This is a genomic window from Streptomyces sp. NPDC088124 (assembly GCF_040685895.1).
In the GTDB taxonomy this organism is placed as follows: domain Bacteria; phylum Actinomycetota; class Actinomycetes; order Streptomycetales; family Streptomycetaceae; genus Streptomyces.
The window spans coordinates 31695-46921 of sequence record NZ_JBFBJB010000041.1 but is presented as its reverse complement, the minus strand read 5'-3'; the positions used below and the strand labels follow the sequence as shown (position 1 = coordinate 46921).

17 protein-coding genes and 1 pseudogene are annotated in these 15227 nt (G+C 66.7%); 2 read left to right on the top strand and 16 right to left on the bottom strand.

What is annotated here, in order from left to right; genetic code table 11:
• Window positions 1–2: 2 nt before the first annotated feature.
• The 8 genes and pseudogenes from AB0P17_RS29570 to AB0P17_RS29535 form a co-directional block, all read right to left on the bottom strand.
• Window positions 3–323 (bottom strand): hypothetical protein, encoded by a 321-nt coding sequence (locus AB0P17_RS29570; RefSeq protein WP_365815536.1) that lies wholly within the window; start codon window positions 321–323, stop codon window positions 3–5.
• Window positions 324–360: 37 nt separating this feature from the next.
• Window positions 361–570: pseudogene (locus tag AB0P17_RS29565) on the bottom strand (N-6 DNA methylase); the annotation flags it as partial.
• A gap of 18 nt (window positions 571–588) precedes the next feature.
• The gene (locus tag AB0P17_RS29560; RefSeq protein ID WP_365815440.1) at window positions 589–1515 is read right to left on the bottom strand and encodes a hypothetical protein; all 927 of its coding nucleotides are present in this window, start codon (window positions 1513–1515) and stop codon (window positions 589–591) included.
• Window positions 1516–1529: 14 nt separating this feature from the next.
• Window positions 1530–2021, bottom strand: a complete 492-nt coding sequence (locus AB0P17_RS29555; RefSeq protein ID WP_365815438.1) for a hypothetical protein — start codon at window positions 2019–2021, stop codon at window positions 1530–1532.
• A gap of 831 nt (window positions 2022–2852) precedes the next feature.
• On the bottom strand, window positions 2853–3131 hold the full coding sequence (locus AB0P17_RS29550; RefSeq protein ID WP_365815436.1) for a hypothetical protein: 279 nt from the start codon (window positions 3129–3131) through the stop codon (window positions 2853–2855).
• Between the two features lie 149 nt (window positions 3132–3280).
• On the bottom strand, window positions 3281–3637 hold the full coding sequence (locus AB0P17_RS29545; protein WP_365815434.1) for a hypothetical protein: 357 nt from the start codon (window positions 3635–3637) through the stop codon (window positions 3281–3283).
• On the bottom strand, window positions 3634–3879 hold the full coding sequence (locus AB0P17_RS29540; RefSeq protein ID WP_365815432.1) for a hypothetical protein: 246 nt from the start codon (window positions 3877–3879) through the stop codon (window positions 3634–3636). Before AB0P17_RS29540 ends, AB0P17_RS29545 begins: the two co-directional genes overlap by 4 nt.
• A gap of 202 nt (window positions 3880–4081) precedes the next feature.
• The gene (locus AB0P17_RS29535) at window positions 4082–4558 is read right to left on the bottom strand and encodes a hypothetical protein (RefSeq protein ID WP_365815430.1); all 477 of its coding nucleotides are present in this window, start codon (window positions 4556–4558) and stop codon (window positions 4082–4084) included.
• 169 nt (window positions 4559–4727) lie between these two features.
• On the opposite strand from AB0P17_RS29535, the gene AB0P17_RS29530 reads away from it, so the two are divergent.
• Window positions 4728–4883, top strand: a complete 156-nt coding sequence (locus AB0P17_RS29530; protein WP_365815428.1) for a hypothetical protein — start codon at window positions 4728–4730, stop codon at window positions 4881–4883.
• Window positions 4884–4890: 7 nt separating this feature from the next.
• Here the strand turns inward: AB0P17_RS29530 and AB0P17_RS29525 are convergent, their stop codons facing one another.
• A complete protein-coding gene (locus AB0P17_RS29525; protein WP_365815426.1) occupies window positions 4891–6699 on the bottom strand; it encodes a DEAD/DEAH box helicase in 1809 nt (602 codons plus the stop codon).
• Window positions 6700–7001: 302 nt separating this feature from the next.
• Between AB0P17_RS29525 and AB0P17_RS29520 the strand changes: the two genes are divergently transcribed.
• Window positions 7002–7562 carry a transposase gene (locus AB0P17_RS29520; protein ID WP_365815424.1) on the top strand — a complete coding sequence of 187 codons (561 nt, stop codon included), beginning with the start codon at window positions 7002–7004 and terminating at the stop codon, window positions 7560–7562.
• 24 nt (window positions 7563–7586) lie between these two features.
• On the opposite strand, the gene AB0P17_RS29515 is transcribed toward AB0P17_RS29520, so the two are convergent.
• The 7 genes from AB0P17_RS29515 to AB0P17_RS29485 all read right to left on the bottom strand — a co-directional run bounded on the left by AB0P17_RS29515 (window position 7587) and on the right by AB0P17_RS29485 (window position 15074).
• The gene (locus AB0P17_RS29515; RefSeq protein WP_365815422.1) at window positions 7587–8549 is read right to left on the bottom strand and encodes a hypothetical protein; all 963 of its coding nucleotides are present in this window, start codon (window positions 8547–8549) and stop codon (window positions 7587–7589) included.
• 181 nt (window positions 8550–8730) lie between these two features.
• Window positions 8731–9111 (bottom strand): hypothetical protein, encoded by a 381-nt coding sequence (locus tag AB0P17_RS29510; protein ID WP_365815420.1) that lies wholly within the window; start codon window positions 9109–9111, stop codon window positions 8731–8733.
• A 765-nt stretch (window positions 9112–9876) separates the two neighbouring features.
• The gene (locus AB0P17_RS29505; protein ID WP_365815418.1) at window positions 9877–10254 is read right to left on the bottom strand and encodes a hypothetical protein; all 378 of its coding nucleotides are present in this window, start codon (window positions 10252–10254) and stop codon (window positions 9877–9879) included.
• Between the two features lie 7 nt (window positions 10255–10261).
• Window positions 10262–10588 (bottom strand): VRR-NUC domain-containing protein, encoded by a 327-nt coding sequence (locus AB0P17_RS29500; protein WP_365815416.1) that lies wholly within the window; start codon window positions 10586–10588, stop codon window positions 10262–10264.
• Entirely contained in the window at window positions 10585–11007 is a 423-nt protein-coding gene (locus tag AB0P17_RS29495; protein WP_365815414.1) for a hypothetical protein, read from the bottom strand. Before AB0P17_RS29495 ends, AB0P17_RS29500 begins: the two co-directional genes overlap by 4 nt.
• Window positions 11004–11456, bottom strand: coding sequence for a hypothetical protein (locus AB0P17_RS29490; protein WP_365815412.1), 453 nt, complete (start codon window positions 11454–11456; stop codon window positions 11004–11006). Before AB0P17_RS29490 ends, AB0P17_RS29495 begins: the two co-directional genes overlap by 4 nt.
• Before the next feature lie 444 nt (window positions 11457–11900).
• Window positions 11901–15074, bottom strand: a complete 3174-nt coding sequence (locus AB0P17_RS29485; protein WP_365815410.1) for a hypothetical protein — start codon at window positions 15072–15074, stop codon at window positions 11901–11903.
• Between the last annotated feature and the right edge of the window lie 153 nt (window positions 15075–15227).

Sequence of the window (15227 nt, the reverse complement as noted above, 5' to 3'; positions counted from 1 at the left end):
TTCTAGACAAAGAGCTTCTCAGGTACCTCGGAGGAGGCCGGCTTCCCGCGTCGGAGAGTGCCGTCCTTCTCGCGGGTCCAGCTGAAGGCGACGCTCGGCTCCTCGACCTGTGACGGGCCTGTGCGGAACAGCTCCAGGACAGGACCGGTCACGGAGATGTCCGAGCCGAAGGGAGGGTTGGTGAGCAAGACGTCGACTGCGCCGGGACCGATGCGGTCGAGATGCCGTCTGGCATCGGGGAGGCCGGGTAGGGAGCCGCTCGTGGGGAAGGCCAACGAGTCCATGTGGAAGGTGTTGCCGACGCTGCCGGTCAGCATCATCATCACGGCGACCGCGGCGGCACGGGGCCATCATGGGGTCAAGGTCCGCGCCGAAGACCCACTCTTGAGCATTCCTGCTCAGTTCCTCGTGGTGAGCTGCGGCCTGTCGGGTGTGCTCCTGCGTGGTCAGCAAGGCGGCCGCGACGGTCTGTCTGCGGCTCAGGGCTGCGAGGCTTTCGCGGAGGAAGCCGCCGGTTCCACAGCACGGATCGAGTACGGTCTTGCCCGGCTCGGGGGCGGTGATCTCCACCAGCAGCAACCAATGGGGCTACCTTCCAGCGTTGTTGGTGTCTTCGTAGATGGGCTGCACGGTGTCCAGGTCGATGACCTGACCCACGTGAAGGGTGTTCAGCCCGCGGAGCATCGCGATCTCCTGCTTGCGCTCTGCGATGCCCGCGGGGCTCAGCGGCCGGCCGTCCTGCCTGAAATTGCCCTCTTCGAGCATCTGCTCCAGCGTGTTCTTCCACTGGTCAACCTGGTACTGCTTGATCTTCTGCGCGCGGGCCATGGGCCAGTCCCCCCTTGAAGGGCGTGATGTGGGTTGGATGCGGCCCGTGATGGTGGAGTTAGGCGCGGGGTTCAGTGCCATGTGCCGGCGCAGGCTCTGCCCTGCGCCGGCGAGGACGTCAGTGACCTCCTTGGGAAACGTCACGTAGACGAAGTCGAGCGAGGTCATCCTGTCGAACAGCAGCATCAGGGCCTCGTGGTGTGGGATGCCGCGGCTCGTGAGGTAGAACAGCTCCTCTTCGTCGAGCACCGGCTGCCCTCCGAGCGAGTTGAGGGTCGCGCTGGGGTCCGACGCGAGCTCCATCGGGCGGCCGGCGACGACGTACTCGTGCGGCCACAGGTGCAGGTCTCCCCAGGGCGTGGCGATGACCGCCTGCTTGGGGTACACCTTGGCGGCCTGTTTGCCGTGACCGACGGTGATCGCGCCGGAGTTCAGCTGGTGCGGACGGGCATGCCACATCGACAGCTCGGGGACGCGGAACCTCGAGCGCAGCTCGGTCATCGGCTCCTCGACCACGATGATCCACGCGCCCTCCTCCGGGACGGCCTTGCCGTCCTGCTCGGGGAAGTACATCGACGGCTCAGCGCCGATGGAGGCGGCAATGCTCCAGCCGTCGTCGGCGTGCTCCTTCATGGCGACGGCGACGGGAGAGCAAATGTGCGGGGCGGCCTCGGCCAGAGAAGTCATGGGGTGCCTGCCTGTCAGCGTTCGTTGGTGCGGATCAGCAGATCCGCGGGGAAGTCGCCGACGTCGGGCGAGGCCAGGGCGACGAGACCGTCGGTGCCGATCCTGACGATGGTGTCGGTGCGCCCGGCGATGCCATCGGTGATCGAGAGTGACCTTGCCGCGATGCGGTCCGCCGTCACTCCTTCCGGGATCAGCACCGAGTCGCCGGCGCGCAGTGGACGGTCGAAGTAGTCGTGGACGGAGTCCGGTTCCGCGTCGGGGAGGGAGATCTCTTCACACCCGGTGAGCTGTTCGAACACGGCCTGTGGGATGACCAGTGCTTCGCCGAAGGTCACCTGGGTCTCGTCGGTGTTGCCGACATAGACGATCAGCGGCTCACCGTCGTCGGCGAGCCGGGTCACCCGGCCGATCGCCAGGGACGCGCAGCACTCGTAGCCCTTGTCGGTTCCGGGCTCGGCGACGATGACGTAGTCACCAGGCTTGGGTTGGTCGGTGTTATGGAACATGTGAGGGCTCGATTTGGGTATGCGGGGCGTCGATGCTCACGACTGGCCTCCTCCTTCCGGATCTGCAAATTCTGTAATCCGATCGAGCAGGCCACCGATGAGGCTCCAGAGCTCGTCGTCGTTCTCGTGCTCGGCCAACCGCTCGGCCGCCGTAGCGACTCGTCGTCGTCCCGGTCCTGAAGAGCATCGGCGAGGGTCCGCGGCACGGCGTTGTCCCAGACGTCAGGCACAGCGCTGACGATGATGTCGATGGCGCTGCGGACACACTGCTTGCACTCGAGCAACAGAGCCCGCTGGGAGCTGCGCTCCTTGAAGCGAGCGAGGTGCCCTGCGCAGCAGTTGTCGAGCGGCCCGGGCTCTTCGGCGTCCCGGAAGGAGCTGAGACAGCGATCCGTCTCGATGGACTTGTCGTACAGCGCGTCGAATACGACAGCCTGCTGATGCTCGGTCAGCTCGATGGTGATGGTGGGCTCGGCAGTCGTCATAGCGAGGCACCTTCGCTTTCGGGCACGACGCCTTCGGTGCTGAGGGGTCTGGTGGCGCCGATGCGCGTCCCGGCCAGGGCGCGGATGTGTCTCAGCGGTGTATTTCGCGGGGCTTGGGCGAGCAGCGCCGTTGTCACGTAAAGTTGGTGGCTTCACAACGTCGTGTCAGGGACATCACCGGGACTCGGGAATGCTCCTGCCGAGACATCGAGCGGTAAGAAGGAAATGGGCCGGGTGCACGAACGCCCGGCCCATTTCGGTATCGATCCTGCTCCCGGGTCGGCCATGCCGACCCAGACCCCCGGGGCCAGCGCCGACAGGGCGCGAAGCCGAGGGGGTTACGCGCTCACCCAGCGAAACGTGCCGTGTGGTGCGTGTTCAGCCGAGCGAACGTCCGGCTGTTGAACGTGATCTGGTTGACGGCCACGGCTGCTCGGCGCAGAGCCTCCTTGCGGCTGAACAGGCAGCGTGCCGGCCAGTTGTCATTGCGCAATGACGGCGGCAGCTCGTACCCCCGGGCGCCGTCGGCAGCCAGGTACGCGCCTGTGTGTGCCACGACCCAGAGGTCTTCGCCGCGCTCGGGGTCCGTCCCGTGCCAGGAAACCCGAGGCTCAAAGTGCTCCATGCCGAACACGGAGGACTCGCGGTAGCCGATCGGCAGGATGCGGTACCCCGGGGGAGGATCTCCGAGCTGGGCGGCTCGGCGGCGGGAGCAGGAGTGTTCTCAGCGATCGGTCCGCTCCTCCCCCGGCTGAGTGACGCTCCGCGTCGGATCTAAGCTGATGCGGAGCTCCTGTGAGAGAACTCTTCGAGGACCCGGATCTTGTCGTCATCGGCGAGCCGAACCTCGATGACCAGGTCCTTGTCGTCGCCGAAGGCGGCGACAGCACGGTGCAGCTGGCTGGTCAGGTCCTGCATGGACTCGTAAGGGCTGGGCACATCGGACGCGGTGACCTTGGCGCTGCGCGAGAACGCGTGGCGCGTGCGTCCCTCCGGGACGATCACTCTGGGGTCGTACTCGCTGTACAGCCACTCGGTGCGCGCGGCGATCCGAACGGGCTCAGTGCGCATGCCGTCGGTCCAGCGCTCCTCGGCCGGCGGGCGGTACTTCTCGTCGTTGGCGACAGTCACGGTTTGTGCTCCTCTCCGGGCCGGCCGGTGTCGGATATGGCGCGGTCCATGCGGTCCGCGATGTCGTAGTACGTGCGCGCCTCGGCGGCATTGGCTTCAGCCTGCTGCGGGTCTGTCGAGGTCCGGGCGAGCATGCTGTACTGATCGCCGAGGTCGCGGGCCCAGGCACCGCCGGACCGAGGCAGGGGTGCAGGGGAGGCGCTGGTGACGACAGCGGCAGTGTCGTTGTTGGTGCTGGTCATGCGACGGCCTCGTATCCTGGGTCAGTTCGGTGACGCGACACAGGTACTGCTCCTGCGTCGCGGGATGGGAGCCATCCCGCGATGTCGATGCCTGAGAGGGGCTCCTGGCTCGACGACGGTGACGCTCTCATCGATCATCTGGCGCATCTCTTCGATGCGGGCTTGCTCGTCGGCCGTTACGGGCGCCGGGATCAGGGCCGCGTCACTGAATCTTTGCAGTCGGCTGCCGCCTCTTGATCGGCGTGCTGGCGGCGGCGTCGACGACTATGGCGCGCACTGCGGTATCGGCGTCGTCGTCCGGGTCGGGCAGTAGCTCGGCCAGGAAGTGGCCTTCGTCGAGGCCCAGCTCCTCGTCAAGTCGCCAACCGGTGATGTAGGCGGTGCTGGTGTGGCTCAGACCCTTGACATCGTGGACGTGGTCTCCGCTATCGGTGTCCTCAGTGCGCTGCAGCTTGATCTTCCTCGTGTTGCGGTCGATCAGGATGACGAGCTTCATCGTCGGCTGGTTTGCGGGCCACCGTGCCTCGCTGCGACCGGGGGTCGGCCGCAACCAGTCACGTGCCGCAGCGGACAGCGCGATCTGCGAACGCCCGTTCTCAGCGTGCGTGACGGTGATCTTGGCGGGACCCCTGGCACGACGGCCCTTGTTCGGGTTGGGGTGGTAGATCTCGAACGACATGCGGGGATCCTTCTGTCAGCGCTGTTCGCGCCTGTTGATGAATGTCACGGGTGTGCCGCGCTCCTCGGCGTAGGCGACCTCGCAGCTTGTCGACTCCCCGACGTATCCGCCAGCCAGCACTTCGTCAGCGAGATCGGGACCTGCCCCAAGGCCCAACGATCTTGCACAGGTGGAGCTCGTCGAGCATCTGTTTCTCGGTCCCGGTGATCTCGTCACCGTCGTGGGCGAAGGGGGCGGGTACGAAGACGATCACGGTGATCGGCTCCGGTCGTGCGCGATGGTGACGGCCCGGCTGTGGGATCTCAGCGAGGCCGTCGTTGAGTAAGCGCAGGTCAGACCCGTTCGGAGGCCCAGAGGTCGTCGAGGTCCTCGCGGATCTCTTCTTCCAGGGCAGCGAGAAGTGCCTGCTCGGCGTTGAAGTCCCTGGACACGGCCTGGATGAGGTCGTCCTGGACCTGCTGCTTACCGGCGAGCACCGAGGGTATCCGCTCGTCCTGTGTGCCTTTGGCGATGAGCCGATGGATTGTCACCGGCTTCGTCTGGCCCGTGCGGAAGAGCCGTCCGTTGGTCTGCAGGTAGTGCTCGAGCGAGAACGGCAGCGTGTACCAGATCATCGTCGAGCCGCCGTGCTGCAGGTTCAGGCCGTGCCCCGCGGCGGCGGGGTGGAGCAGCATCACCGGGATCTGCTGGGCATTCCACCGGCGGACCATGTCGCGCGAGCCGTCGAAGGCCTGCGCGTCGATGCCGGCCTTCCGGAGCCGCGCGAGCAGTTGCTCCTTGTCGGACTTGAAGTGATAGGCGATGAGCACGGGCTCGCCGCCGTTGTTCCGCACCAGGTACTCGGCCATCTCGATCTTCTTGTCGTGGATGACCTCGTATCGGCCCTTCGTGGTCGGGTCGTCAGGATCCGCGGTGTAGAGCGTGCCCGAGGCGAACTGCATCAGTTTGCTCGTCAGCACCGCCTGGTTCACGGCAATGATCGATTCGACGCTCTGCGTCAGCTCCCCGTCGTCGGTGTAGGTCTGCACGATGTCCAGGACCAGGTCGTGCTTGAATTCCTTGTAGGCCCGGAGCAGATCCGGCGGGAGGGTGACATTGACGTCCTGGATGCTGAGTGCCGGGAGCTGAAGGCTCGTGTTCTGCGCGCTCATCACCAGGTGCGAGATGGCCTGATGGATCTCGGCCTCGGCATTGGCTGTGGGGATCCACTTCGCCGGGGTCGTGGTGCCGGGCACCATCTTCGGCGTGAACCAGCGATCGCGGAACGCGGTGATGTTCTGGCCCAGTGTCCGGCCCTGGTCGAGCAGGTAGACCTGGCTCCACAAGTCATGGAGACCGTTAGGACTGGGCGTTCCCGTCAGCTCGATGAGCCGGGTCATGGCCGGCCGCACCGCGGCCAGAGCCAGGAAGCGCTGCGAGTCGTGCGACTTGAAGCCCTGTGATTCGTCGATGATGACCGTCTGGAAGGGCCAGATGATGGTGCTCTGGCCGTTGATGTTCTGGACCGGCAGCTGGTCCACCAGACCGAAGCGGCACTGAGCGCAGCCTGCGCCGGAACAGCTTGGGCAGTCGTAGGCTTCCCACGTCACCAGGGCCGACTTGAGCAACTCCTGAATCCAGACGCGGATCTTGGCCTTGGCGGGGACCCGGTTGTTGGCATTGCCCGCGACCAGAGCACGGTACTCGTCGATCAGCTCGTCGCGGCCCAGTGGCCCCCGAGCTCGCACCAGCTCCAGGATCTCAGCCGTCTCGGGCGACCTGGCCGGACCAGCCGCTGCCAGCGTGATCAGTGTCTCCCTTTGGGACGGCTGGGTCAGCAGGTCCTGGTTGATGAAGTACATCGTCGGCGGATCGGTGGCGACCTCGTGGAAGCGCTTCAGGCGCTTGGCCTTGGAGAGCTTCCTGTCGTTCTCGTCGACGATGAGCGACTTCGTCCGGATGGGAAAGCCCCACTTCTCGATCTCGTCGATCCAGGTGGAGCGGGCGATCGCCACAGGCGCGACGACGAGGATGTGACCCATCGGGCGGACCGTCTGCAGGACGCTGAGGATCGTGAGTGTCTTGCCGGCCCCGATATCGAGCCATGCGCCGGCGAAGGGGTGGTCAACGAGGAAGTCGTGGATCTGCTGCTGATGCGGCATCAGTGAGATCGGAGATGCCGCGGTAGACGTGTCCATGCTGCTTGTCCTGACTGTTCTTCCGATGGGGGTTGGGCTTGTTCGCGTCGTGGAGGAGCTTCGACGGCGGCTCGGGAGGCAGTGCCCGCCCTGGTGTGCTCACGACCTCGGGCAGCACCTCGGCGGTGACCGATGGCAGACCATCAGCAGCCCGCCTGGAGCCCAGTGCAAAGCGCTGGCTACGGGGGCAGGTGGCAGCCGGGCTTCAGCCACAGCTGCTGATCACACGAGATGCCCGGTACTGAGCATCCGAGAACGGACATCTCGTGGTCATGAAGAACTGTCCGCCGGCGTTCAAGGCGGACGCGGTCGCGCTGTACGGGTCACGGCCCAAAGCGACGATCAGGTCGGCCGCCGCCGATCGCGGGATCAATCCGGAGACGCTGCGGAGCCGGGTGAGGGCTGCCGGAGCCAGCCGTCCCTGGGGAGCACCGGACACAGGAGCCGACCCGGCCGTCGGCCCGCCGGAAGATGCGAACGCGGCTCTGCGGAAGAAGGTCCGCGAGCGGGAGGAGAAGTACGAGATCCTGCAGGAGGCAGCGAAGCGTCTTGCCGGGAACCGCTGCCAGTGCGTCGCCGACCTCAGAGCCGCTGCGGCGCGATGCGGCCGTGCAGCATTCTCGGAGTCAGTGTTGAGCGTCATTGAAATTTTCAGTGTCGCGCAACAGAGTCAGCCGGTCGAGCTTCCGCTACTGGCGCCGCACAGCCTCGGACCGGGCCGCCTGTCAGCCCGCAGACGGGCGGTGCACCAGGACTTGGACGGCACCCATGGAGCCCTGAGGATCACCGCCGAACTCTGCGAGACGGGCGGCGAGGCGGTCACCTGAGACCAGACGCATGCGACGTGCCGCTCACCCGTCGTACGTGAGATAGGCGTACCAGGTTAGGCGGTCGCCCTCTGCTGAACCAGGCCTCGCGGCGAAGGCGGGGCGGCCCGCCAGGGTGAGGTTGCGTGCTACCACGCAGAGTTCTGACAGCACCATGGCGTGGTGGATGTCGCGTAGCGCTGCCGCGAGGACATCCTCGCCGTCGCGGGGAGCCGTCCATTGATTGCTCGTGGTGACCGCGCTCATCGGCGGGGAGACCCGGATTGCGGTGTCTCCCATGCGCAGGGATTGGCCGGGCATGATCGCCACGTCTTCCCTATGCACGGGGACATGCGCCGGAATCAGCGGGACATCCGGGACCTGACCGGCCTCGACGTGGGCCGGACTGGTATAGGTGAGCCACAGAACGACCGCCCCGTTCCCGTCGGGCCCGCGATCTTCTTCGTGCGGCAGGTGCTGGTCGCGCCGGTGAGGGGGGTACACCTGAATCGAGCGATAGGTGTACCACTCATCAACTTCGTGAATGGCTAGCGTGGCGAGGGCATAGTGAGCCATGGCCAGGGCAAGGGACAAGATCTCATCGTCGCTGGATCCTCTGGCGCAGGCGGCGATGAGCTGGTCGTCTTCCCAGTAGGCAAAGCCGCGGAACAGGTGCGGCGGGCCCTGGGGGTCATAAACATCTGGCATCAGGAAGCTGACCCAGGGGGTGAAGGCGGATGCGTGACTGCTGGCCTCGGTCCAGGTCAGGGTGACGCCGCGGTGCTCGTAACGGATCGTGCTGAGGAGCCGTGCGAGGCGCTGGCCGTGGACGGCGACGGCGTCCTCGCGGCAGGACCGGCACATCGACTCCTCGCAGGTGAGACCGGACTGGCCGCACAGGCAACGTTCCATTTCCCGGATCATGGGCGGGAGATAGGGGACGAGTGTCGGCAGGTTCGAGCCCGCGAGCGGCGTGGCGCCGGGTGGGGCTGTTCTGAGCTGGGACATCTTCTTCCTTCGGCTGGTTCAGCGCCAGCGTGCGAGCTGCACGACCGTGGCCTGTCGTGAACTCGCACGGCGCGAACGCATGACCGACAGATCCGCTTGAGCGGGGCCGTTAGTGACGGCCGTCCGTCCAGTGTGACGCGCCAGAGCCATGGAGGTAGGCGGGGGGCGACCGGTGGTCGGGTCAGACGTGGCGAAACGTGAGGGTGGCGAGCTGCTCGCGGGCGTCGGCGATGGTGGTCCGGCCGTTGGCGAGGTCGTAGATGAGGCCGACGGCGTGGTACTCGGCTCCGTCGGTGGCGTCGCGAAGGCGGCTGGCGATCTCGGCGATGAGGTCGAAGATGTCGCTGTCCGAGTCGGAGTCGTCCGTCTCCTCGTCCTCGGGCTCGTCGTCCTCGTCGTCCTGGCCGTCCTGGCCGTCCTGGCTGACGGGCATCCACTGGGGCGTGAGGACGAGCTGCTCCTCGACCGCGGTCGCAGTGACGCTGTCGCCGGTCCAGCCGTGATCGTCCGGCGCTTCGTCCTGGTGGCCGCCGCCGAGGCCGCGCACCGCCGCTTCGGCCACGGCCCGCGCGAGATGTGGCCGCGGATCACGTTGCTGACCCGTGGCCGTCTGCTCGCGCCTTCCCCGACCGGCTGAGTCATCGACGCCGTTTCTGGCTGCTGCCTGCCCATACGCCGTCGCAGGGGCGGCCGGACGACCATCCCTGCTCACGGCGGGCGTTCCCCTACGCATCCGTGCGACACCTTGCCGACGAACGCGACACCTTGCCGACGAGCCTGTCCGATTCGCCGGAATCTTCATCGGCATCGTGAACGCCTGCTCCGTCGGCATTTTCAGCGCCGGGCAACAGCCATGGCGTCGAATTGGCGCAGACACCCGGGAACCAGGCACGTGCGCAGCACCGGGGTGTTAGTGAGGGAGTCAATGTGGGCGTACAGGGATTCGAGCTGGTCCTCAGTCAGGGTGGCGAGTGGTATGCGCTCTTCACGGATCACGGTCAGATCTCCTCGATGGCGATGTACAGGTAGCCGGTGCTGGTCGGGCGGATCTGAACGGGACGGGTGCGGCAAGGGCGTGGGTCCGGCCGATGACCGGCACGCTGACGGCGTGCGTCTCGCCGATCCCGAAACAGCCCAAACTGGTGCAAGCATCACGTCGGCCCTGGCTCGCCCAGACGGCCCCGGAGCGTGCTCAGTACCCCGAGGCCTCCGTCGACCAGCAGTTCACCCAGCCGACGGGGCTGCGCTGTGCGTCCAGTCGCTTTCGCAGACGGCGACCAGCCTGGAGCGCAGCCCGCTTGGGGCTCCCGGGTCCTTCCGCGGCACCTCACAGCGCGCACTCGATGCCGTGACGCTCCAGCGCCGCATCCACCCCTCGCCTGAACGACTCCAGGTTCAACTGAATGTCCGCGGGGATGGGCACCCCCCGGTAGTGCGGTTGCGGAGCATCCCGATTGCCGAAACCCAGGGCCCACTCTCCGGCCGGAGGGCGCTCGCCGTAGGGGTACGCCATCGGCAGTGGGCCGTCGTTGTGCGTGCCCCACATCTTGATCGTGTGCATGGTCGGGATGAGCGTGCCGGTCAGGCCCTGGCACCGCTTGCAGGGGTAGTTGACGTACCGGACGTCCGTGTTCGCCCGCTGCCCATCGCAGGCGGAGCACTTCCACGTGCCGCACCGGCGGCACGCGTAGCGAGGCTCGCTCATGACACACCTATGTATCTGTGGGGCATGGTGCTGCTCTCTGTTGGTCGGATGAGGTCTTGAGGAGCTTCGCCACGAAGGCGTCGACGCTCGGCCTGTCGTCGACGACGTGAACCTCGGCCCCGTGTCGGCGCAGCTTGGCGTGTGTGCGCCGTTGCAGCTTCCGCAGCTTGCCGCCGGGGCGCTTGACCTCGACGAACACAGTGCCGTTGGGGGCGACGACGATCCTGTCTGGTACTCCCCCGCGGGCTGGCGAGACGAATTTCAGACACAGAAAGCCGTGTGCCCGGCACTGGGCAAGGAGGTAGTCCTCGATGGTGCTCTCGCGCGTGATCACGACGCCACCGCATTCGGCGCGGCGAGTGGCCCCAGCCCGTACCCGGTCAGCCGGTCGTAGCGGGCGATGCCGGCGACGATGGCGTGGCAGGCCCACAGAAACCACCAGTCGTAGTCCCGGAGCTGCCACTCCCAGGTGTCGCTGAACGTGAAGGTCAGGTCCAGGACGGAGCCGACGTGTTCCTCCTCGGCGGCCTCCATGTCGCGGGTGGCATCGATGGTGAACACGAACGCCTCACCGTCGCCCTTGAACACGAGTGCGTAGGGCATGGTGATCAGGCCGAACCAGTATTCGCTGTAGCCCGTTACCCTGCTGGCAAACCGCAGGTGCCGGTACAGTCCGTCGGCGTGGAGGACCGTCAACTGGTGCCGTGCGGTATCTCGGGCGAACCGGGCCGCGATCTCGGGATCCGCACTCACGACTCCTCACGGCCCTCGGCGGCGTCCAGCGCCGGCAGCACCGCGGTCGCCGTCGCTGCGTCGGCCAGGCTGCGTACCTCCGTGCCGGCGCCGTCCGTGCCGGTCGCTAGCGCACGGACGGCGGTCACCCACTCCGGCACCGGGAGAGGGTTCTCCCACCGGGCCGCGCGCTTCTCCGCCCGGTCGCAGAATTTCAGCACCGCGTCCAGGCGACGGGTCGCGTCGTCCACACCAGCGACCTGCGCCGCCAACGACGCGCACTGCTCACACAGCCGGACACCCCGCGCCACCGCTGACTTGTGTGCCGTCCGCAGCCTCTGGTTGTCCTGCTCCTCTTCCCACCGGGCCAGACAGGCGTCCGTCCGATCGTCCTCAGCCTGGGCGAGCGCGGTACGCGGCGCGTCCCGCTCGGCCACCGCGGCATCCGACTCGTCGTCCTGGACACTCATGCCGCCGCCTCCGTGGCGTCCCCGGCAGCATTCATCACCGGCCACAACCGACGCTGAGGTCCGCACGGGGACCTGTTCCCACGCCTTGATGCGGCCCCCAGGGGGATTACGCTGTCCCGGCAGTGCGGGCCCTCGCTGTCGACCTCCAGCCGCAACGCGCGCGGCGATGCAGCCGCACGTGGCGTCGGCAACTCCACGCGGTCCGAGCGGCGGTCGCCTGCAGGCAGGCTTGCGGGGTTGGTACGGGATAGTGGGGACACGTTGTCCCCCTCCTTTCGATCATGTGGTGCGCGGATAGGGATGGGTGATACGCAAGGGTCGCGTGGGCCATGCCGGGCATGTTGCGGCCCCGACCTATGCGGTCAGGTTGATCGGGCCATTCGCAGGGTTGAGTCGCCCAGAGAGTCGGATGTGGTCATCAGGCGGCTACCGTCTTGTGGCTTGTCAGGAAGCGTTTCTCCAGTTCTTGGTGAACGTCTCGTCGAGCATCTGGGTGTAGATGCCGAGATCGAGCGCCTTGATGAGCTGCTCGACACGGGTGGTCGGCAGCGCGCGCAGGTCGTCGTTGACGACGACGACCGACCAGTACGGATCGATGCCGTTGATCCGGCGGATCACGGCGTCCTGGTCATCGGGCAGCAGCCTGAGTCCGTCGGAGGTGCTGGCCTCGCTGCGGTTCTTCGCCCACCCGTGGTGGCGCAGGATCTTCAGCGCGACCGGATCACGTCGCACCCCGGCGCTGCCGGACTCGCGGCGCTTGCTCTGGCTGGCCGGGTTCACCTTCCATGCGCCGGCGTTGTGCAGGCTCACGGCACCATCGGTGCCGTCGCGGACGATGAAGACCCGGTTGACCATCTGCAGGGCCCGCGGGTTCACCAGCTGCCCATCGGCGTCCTCGTTGTCGTCACGGTCGGGCCCGGCGCAGACCGGGTCGGCGGCGAACGGGTAGGTGATTGATCCGCGCGAGGCGGCGAGGACGTTCTGGAACAGCAGCAGTGTCCGTACGCGATCGGCCGGGTCGATCGCCTCCTCGATCACCTTGCGGCCCAGCAGGGGATCGAAGGGCTCGGCAAGAGCCTCCTCTCCCCTGCTGGCGACGGCCTGCAGGTAGCGGGCCAGGGCGAAGTCGATCACGGCCGGGTGGGCCAGCGATTTCGTCGGGGTAGGACCCGCGTGGCAGGCCAGTGTCCCGCCGGAGGCTGTGATAACCGGGCTGTCAGCGACGCTGCGGTCCTCACTGGGCGACTCCAGCTCGAGCCGGTTGTTCGAGTCCTTGCTAATGAGGAACATCAGCTCCGGTTCGATGCCGATGCCGATGGCGGCCTGCTGCTCGGCGAGCACCTGGTTGTTGGCGGTCTCGTCGAAGCCGTTGTCGCCGCCGACGACGGAGTAGAGGCCGTCGGTGTTCGTCGAGATGATCCGCGCGCCGGCCAGCGTCTGGGCCTGCCCGATCCGCCAGCTGAACAGCTGGCCGATGATCCGCATCGAGATGGTGCGGTTGTTCATCCTGATCGGGGTCCGGTGTGCGGCGTCAGCGGCTCCAGAGGCCGAGTTGAGAATCAGCTTCGTGCCGTTGCGCAAGGTCGTGAGCCGGGCCTTCTCCTCGGCGGAGATCCCTGGCTTCTTCATCTCGAAGCCCAGACGTTCCTTGTCGAAGAAGATCGTCGTGTAGCGGTCCTCGCCCAGCTCGGGGTTGTAGAACGCCCTCATGTTGCGCAGCAGGTTCGGGTAGTAGCTCGTGAAGTCCTCGTGGATGACGAGGCCCGCCGAGGTCCGTGCGAACTTCGGGTGCAGCTTGGTGGACCCGTCGGTCTTTGTGGTGAACAGCTCGGGCGCCCTTTTCGCCGGCTCATCACGGTAGACGGCCTTGACCGCCGAGGTGACGGCCAGGACGACTTTGCCGTCGAGCACGGTTCCGTCGGACAGGCGCACGTGCATCGCCTCGGTGTCCGGACGCTGAGTGTCCAGCAGCTGCGCTGGACCTGGCACTTGGACCTGCGCACGCGCGAGCTGTTCAGCCTGATCCGGGTCGTCCTTCTTCGGCTTGCGGTACTTCACCTTCTTCGGGTCCGAGCCCAGCAGCACGAGCCGCTTGTCGACGGTAGTGCCGTCGGGCAGCGCGAGCAGGTTGTGCTGGCGCTTGGCCTCGGCGACGAAGTCCTTCGCGTCCGGATAGAGGAGCTTGGCGAGGCCGATCATGGCTGCCTGCTCCCGGTGCTCGAAGGAGTCGGCGTCGAAGACCCTCATGTCCGCTTCAGCGCCGTGGATGCCGCCTGTGCTGAACGTCGCGAAACACGACGACGGGGAGGCGTCACGGTGGAAGTAGGGCACGTTGTTCGGCGTCTTCGGCAGCTCACGCAAGGATCTGGCGGGGAGGTCGAACAGGTCGCGGTACTCCTCGGAGTCGTTGAAGTTCTGCCCCTCGATCACGCGGTAGTAGTTGACGACCTGGATGAACTGGCGGTGTGCCTTGGCCTGTGCCGGCGTCGCGGCCGGGTTCTTGGCCGGGTCAGGTGCCACGTTCTCCTCGAAGAAGCGCACGCACTCGTCGAGCACGTTGACCTGGGAGATGCCCTGCTCTTCGGCGACCTCCTTGGCCGGATAGAGGAACGACACGGCCTCGATGTCGTTCAGCGAGGTGTACGGCGCGAGGATGCGGCCGACGAACTTCGCGGAGGACGAGTCGATGGTCAGGCGGTCCCGGCGCACCGAGCCGTTCTTGGCGTGGACGGTCTCGGAGTACTGCGCCAGCAGGCCGGCCTTGAGGTCGAAGTTGCCGGCGTAGGCCGGGTGCTGGAAGAGCTGGGCCAGGCCCAGGCAGTCGGAGACGTTGTAGGCGAGCAGCTCGTAGAGGTCCTCGATCGTGGTGATCGAGGTGTCGTGGTGGAGCTTCTCGGACTCCTTGATCTGGCGGCCGAGCATTCCGAGCAGGCGCTTGAGGCTCACCTTGGTCTGCAGCTCGTTGAGGCGGGCGACGTCCAGGTGCCGGCCCGAGTGCATCATGGCGCGGCGGATCTTGGCGGCCGGGCCGTCCCAGCCGAGGTACCCGGGCATGTACTCGATGTGCTCGTTGAACAGCTTGTCGTTGTGTTCTCGCATCTCGCGCGCGGTGGTCGGCTGGACAAGACGACCGGAGTGTGGAGCCGGGAAGGTCTCCATCAGGTAGAGCGCGAGCATGGTCATGTCGTAGTTCAGCGAGTTGTACCCGGCCAGGAACGGGTGCTTCAGCGGGTCGTACTCAGGATCCGTGTCGCAGACGGGGCGCAGGCTGGCTGGATAGGACGAGGCCTCGCCGCGGTCGTTGACCTGGTCGGCGTTCGAGAGGCCCATTAGCTCGGCGAGACGGAGGTTGCCCCGCTCGCCGCTCAGGTTCCACAGCTGGACGCTCACCGCGGGCAGGCCCGGGTTGGAGCGCACCACGGCCTCATAGAGTGCCTGGGGGTCCACGGCGTGGGAGAGCTGCTGGACGTCCGAGAGGAAGAAGATCTCCAGGTCGTCGACGGCTCTGTCGGGCTGCGGGGTGTAGGCGCACAGAGTGAAGACGTCCGACAGCGACTCGATGTCGTAGAACGTGAAGCGTGCCTTCGCGGCCGTCACGGGTGTTCGCTGTGTGGCCATGGTGGGGATCTCCTTTCGTCGGTCCGGCCATCACGGCCGGTGTCTGGGGAGGAGGCAGGCGCTGCCTCGGATGGAGTCGCGGGAAGTGCCTTGGCGCGAGGCATCCTGCGCCAGGACGCCTCACCCGTGAGCCGGGGTCTTCTCCATGGGGTC

Excerpts from the sequence above, each read along its gene's own strand:
- AB0P17_RS29570 (WP_365815536.1), bottom strand. The coding sequence starts at position 323 with ATGATGATGCTGACCGGCAGCGTCGGCAACACCTTCCACATGGACTCG.
- AB0P17_RS29560 (WP_365815440.1), bottom strand. The coding sequence starts at position 1,515 with ATGACTTCTCTGGCCGAGGCCGCCCCGCACATTTGCTCTCCCGTCGCC.
- AB0P17_RS29555 (WP_365815438.1), bottom strand. The coding sequence starts at position 2,021 with ATGTTCCATAACACCGACCAACCCAAGCCTGGTGACTACGTCATCGTC.
- AB0P17_RS29550 (WP_365815436.1), bottom strand. The coding sequence starts at position 3,131 with ATGGAGCACTTTGAGCCTCGGGTTTCCTGGCACGGGACGGACCCCGAG.
- AB0P17_RS29540 (WP_365815432.1), bottom strand. The coding sequence starts at position 3,879 with ATGACCAGCACCAACAACGACACTGCCGCTGTCGTCACCAGCGCCTCC.
- AB0P17_RS29535 (WP_365815430.1), bottom strand. The coding sequence starts at position 4,558 with ATGTCGTTCGAGATCTACCACCCCAACCCGAACAAGGGCCGTCGTGCC.
- AB0P17_RS29525 (WP_365815426.1), bottom strand. The coding sequence starts at position 6,699 with ATGCCGCATCAGCAGCAGATCCACGACTTCCTCGTTGACCACCCCTTC.
- AB0P17_RS29515 (WP_365815422.1), bottom strand. The coding sequence starts at position 8,549 with ATGTCCCAGCTCAGAACAGCCCCACCCGGCGCCACGCCGCTCGCGGGC.
- AB0P17_RS29505 (WP_365815418.1), bottom strand. The coding sequence starts at position 10,254 with ATGAGCGAGCCTCGCTACGCGTGCCGCCGGTGCGGCACGTGGAAGTGC.
- AB0P17_RS29490 (WP_365815412.1), bottom strand. The coding sequence starts at position 11,456 with ATGAGTGTCCAGGACGACGAGTCGGATGCCGCGGTGGCCGAGCGGGAC.
- AB0P17_RS29485 (WP_365815410.1), bottom strand. The coding sequence starts at position 15,074 with ATGGCCACACAGCGAACACCCGTGACGGCCGCGAAGGCACGCTTCACG.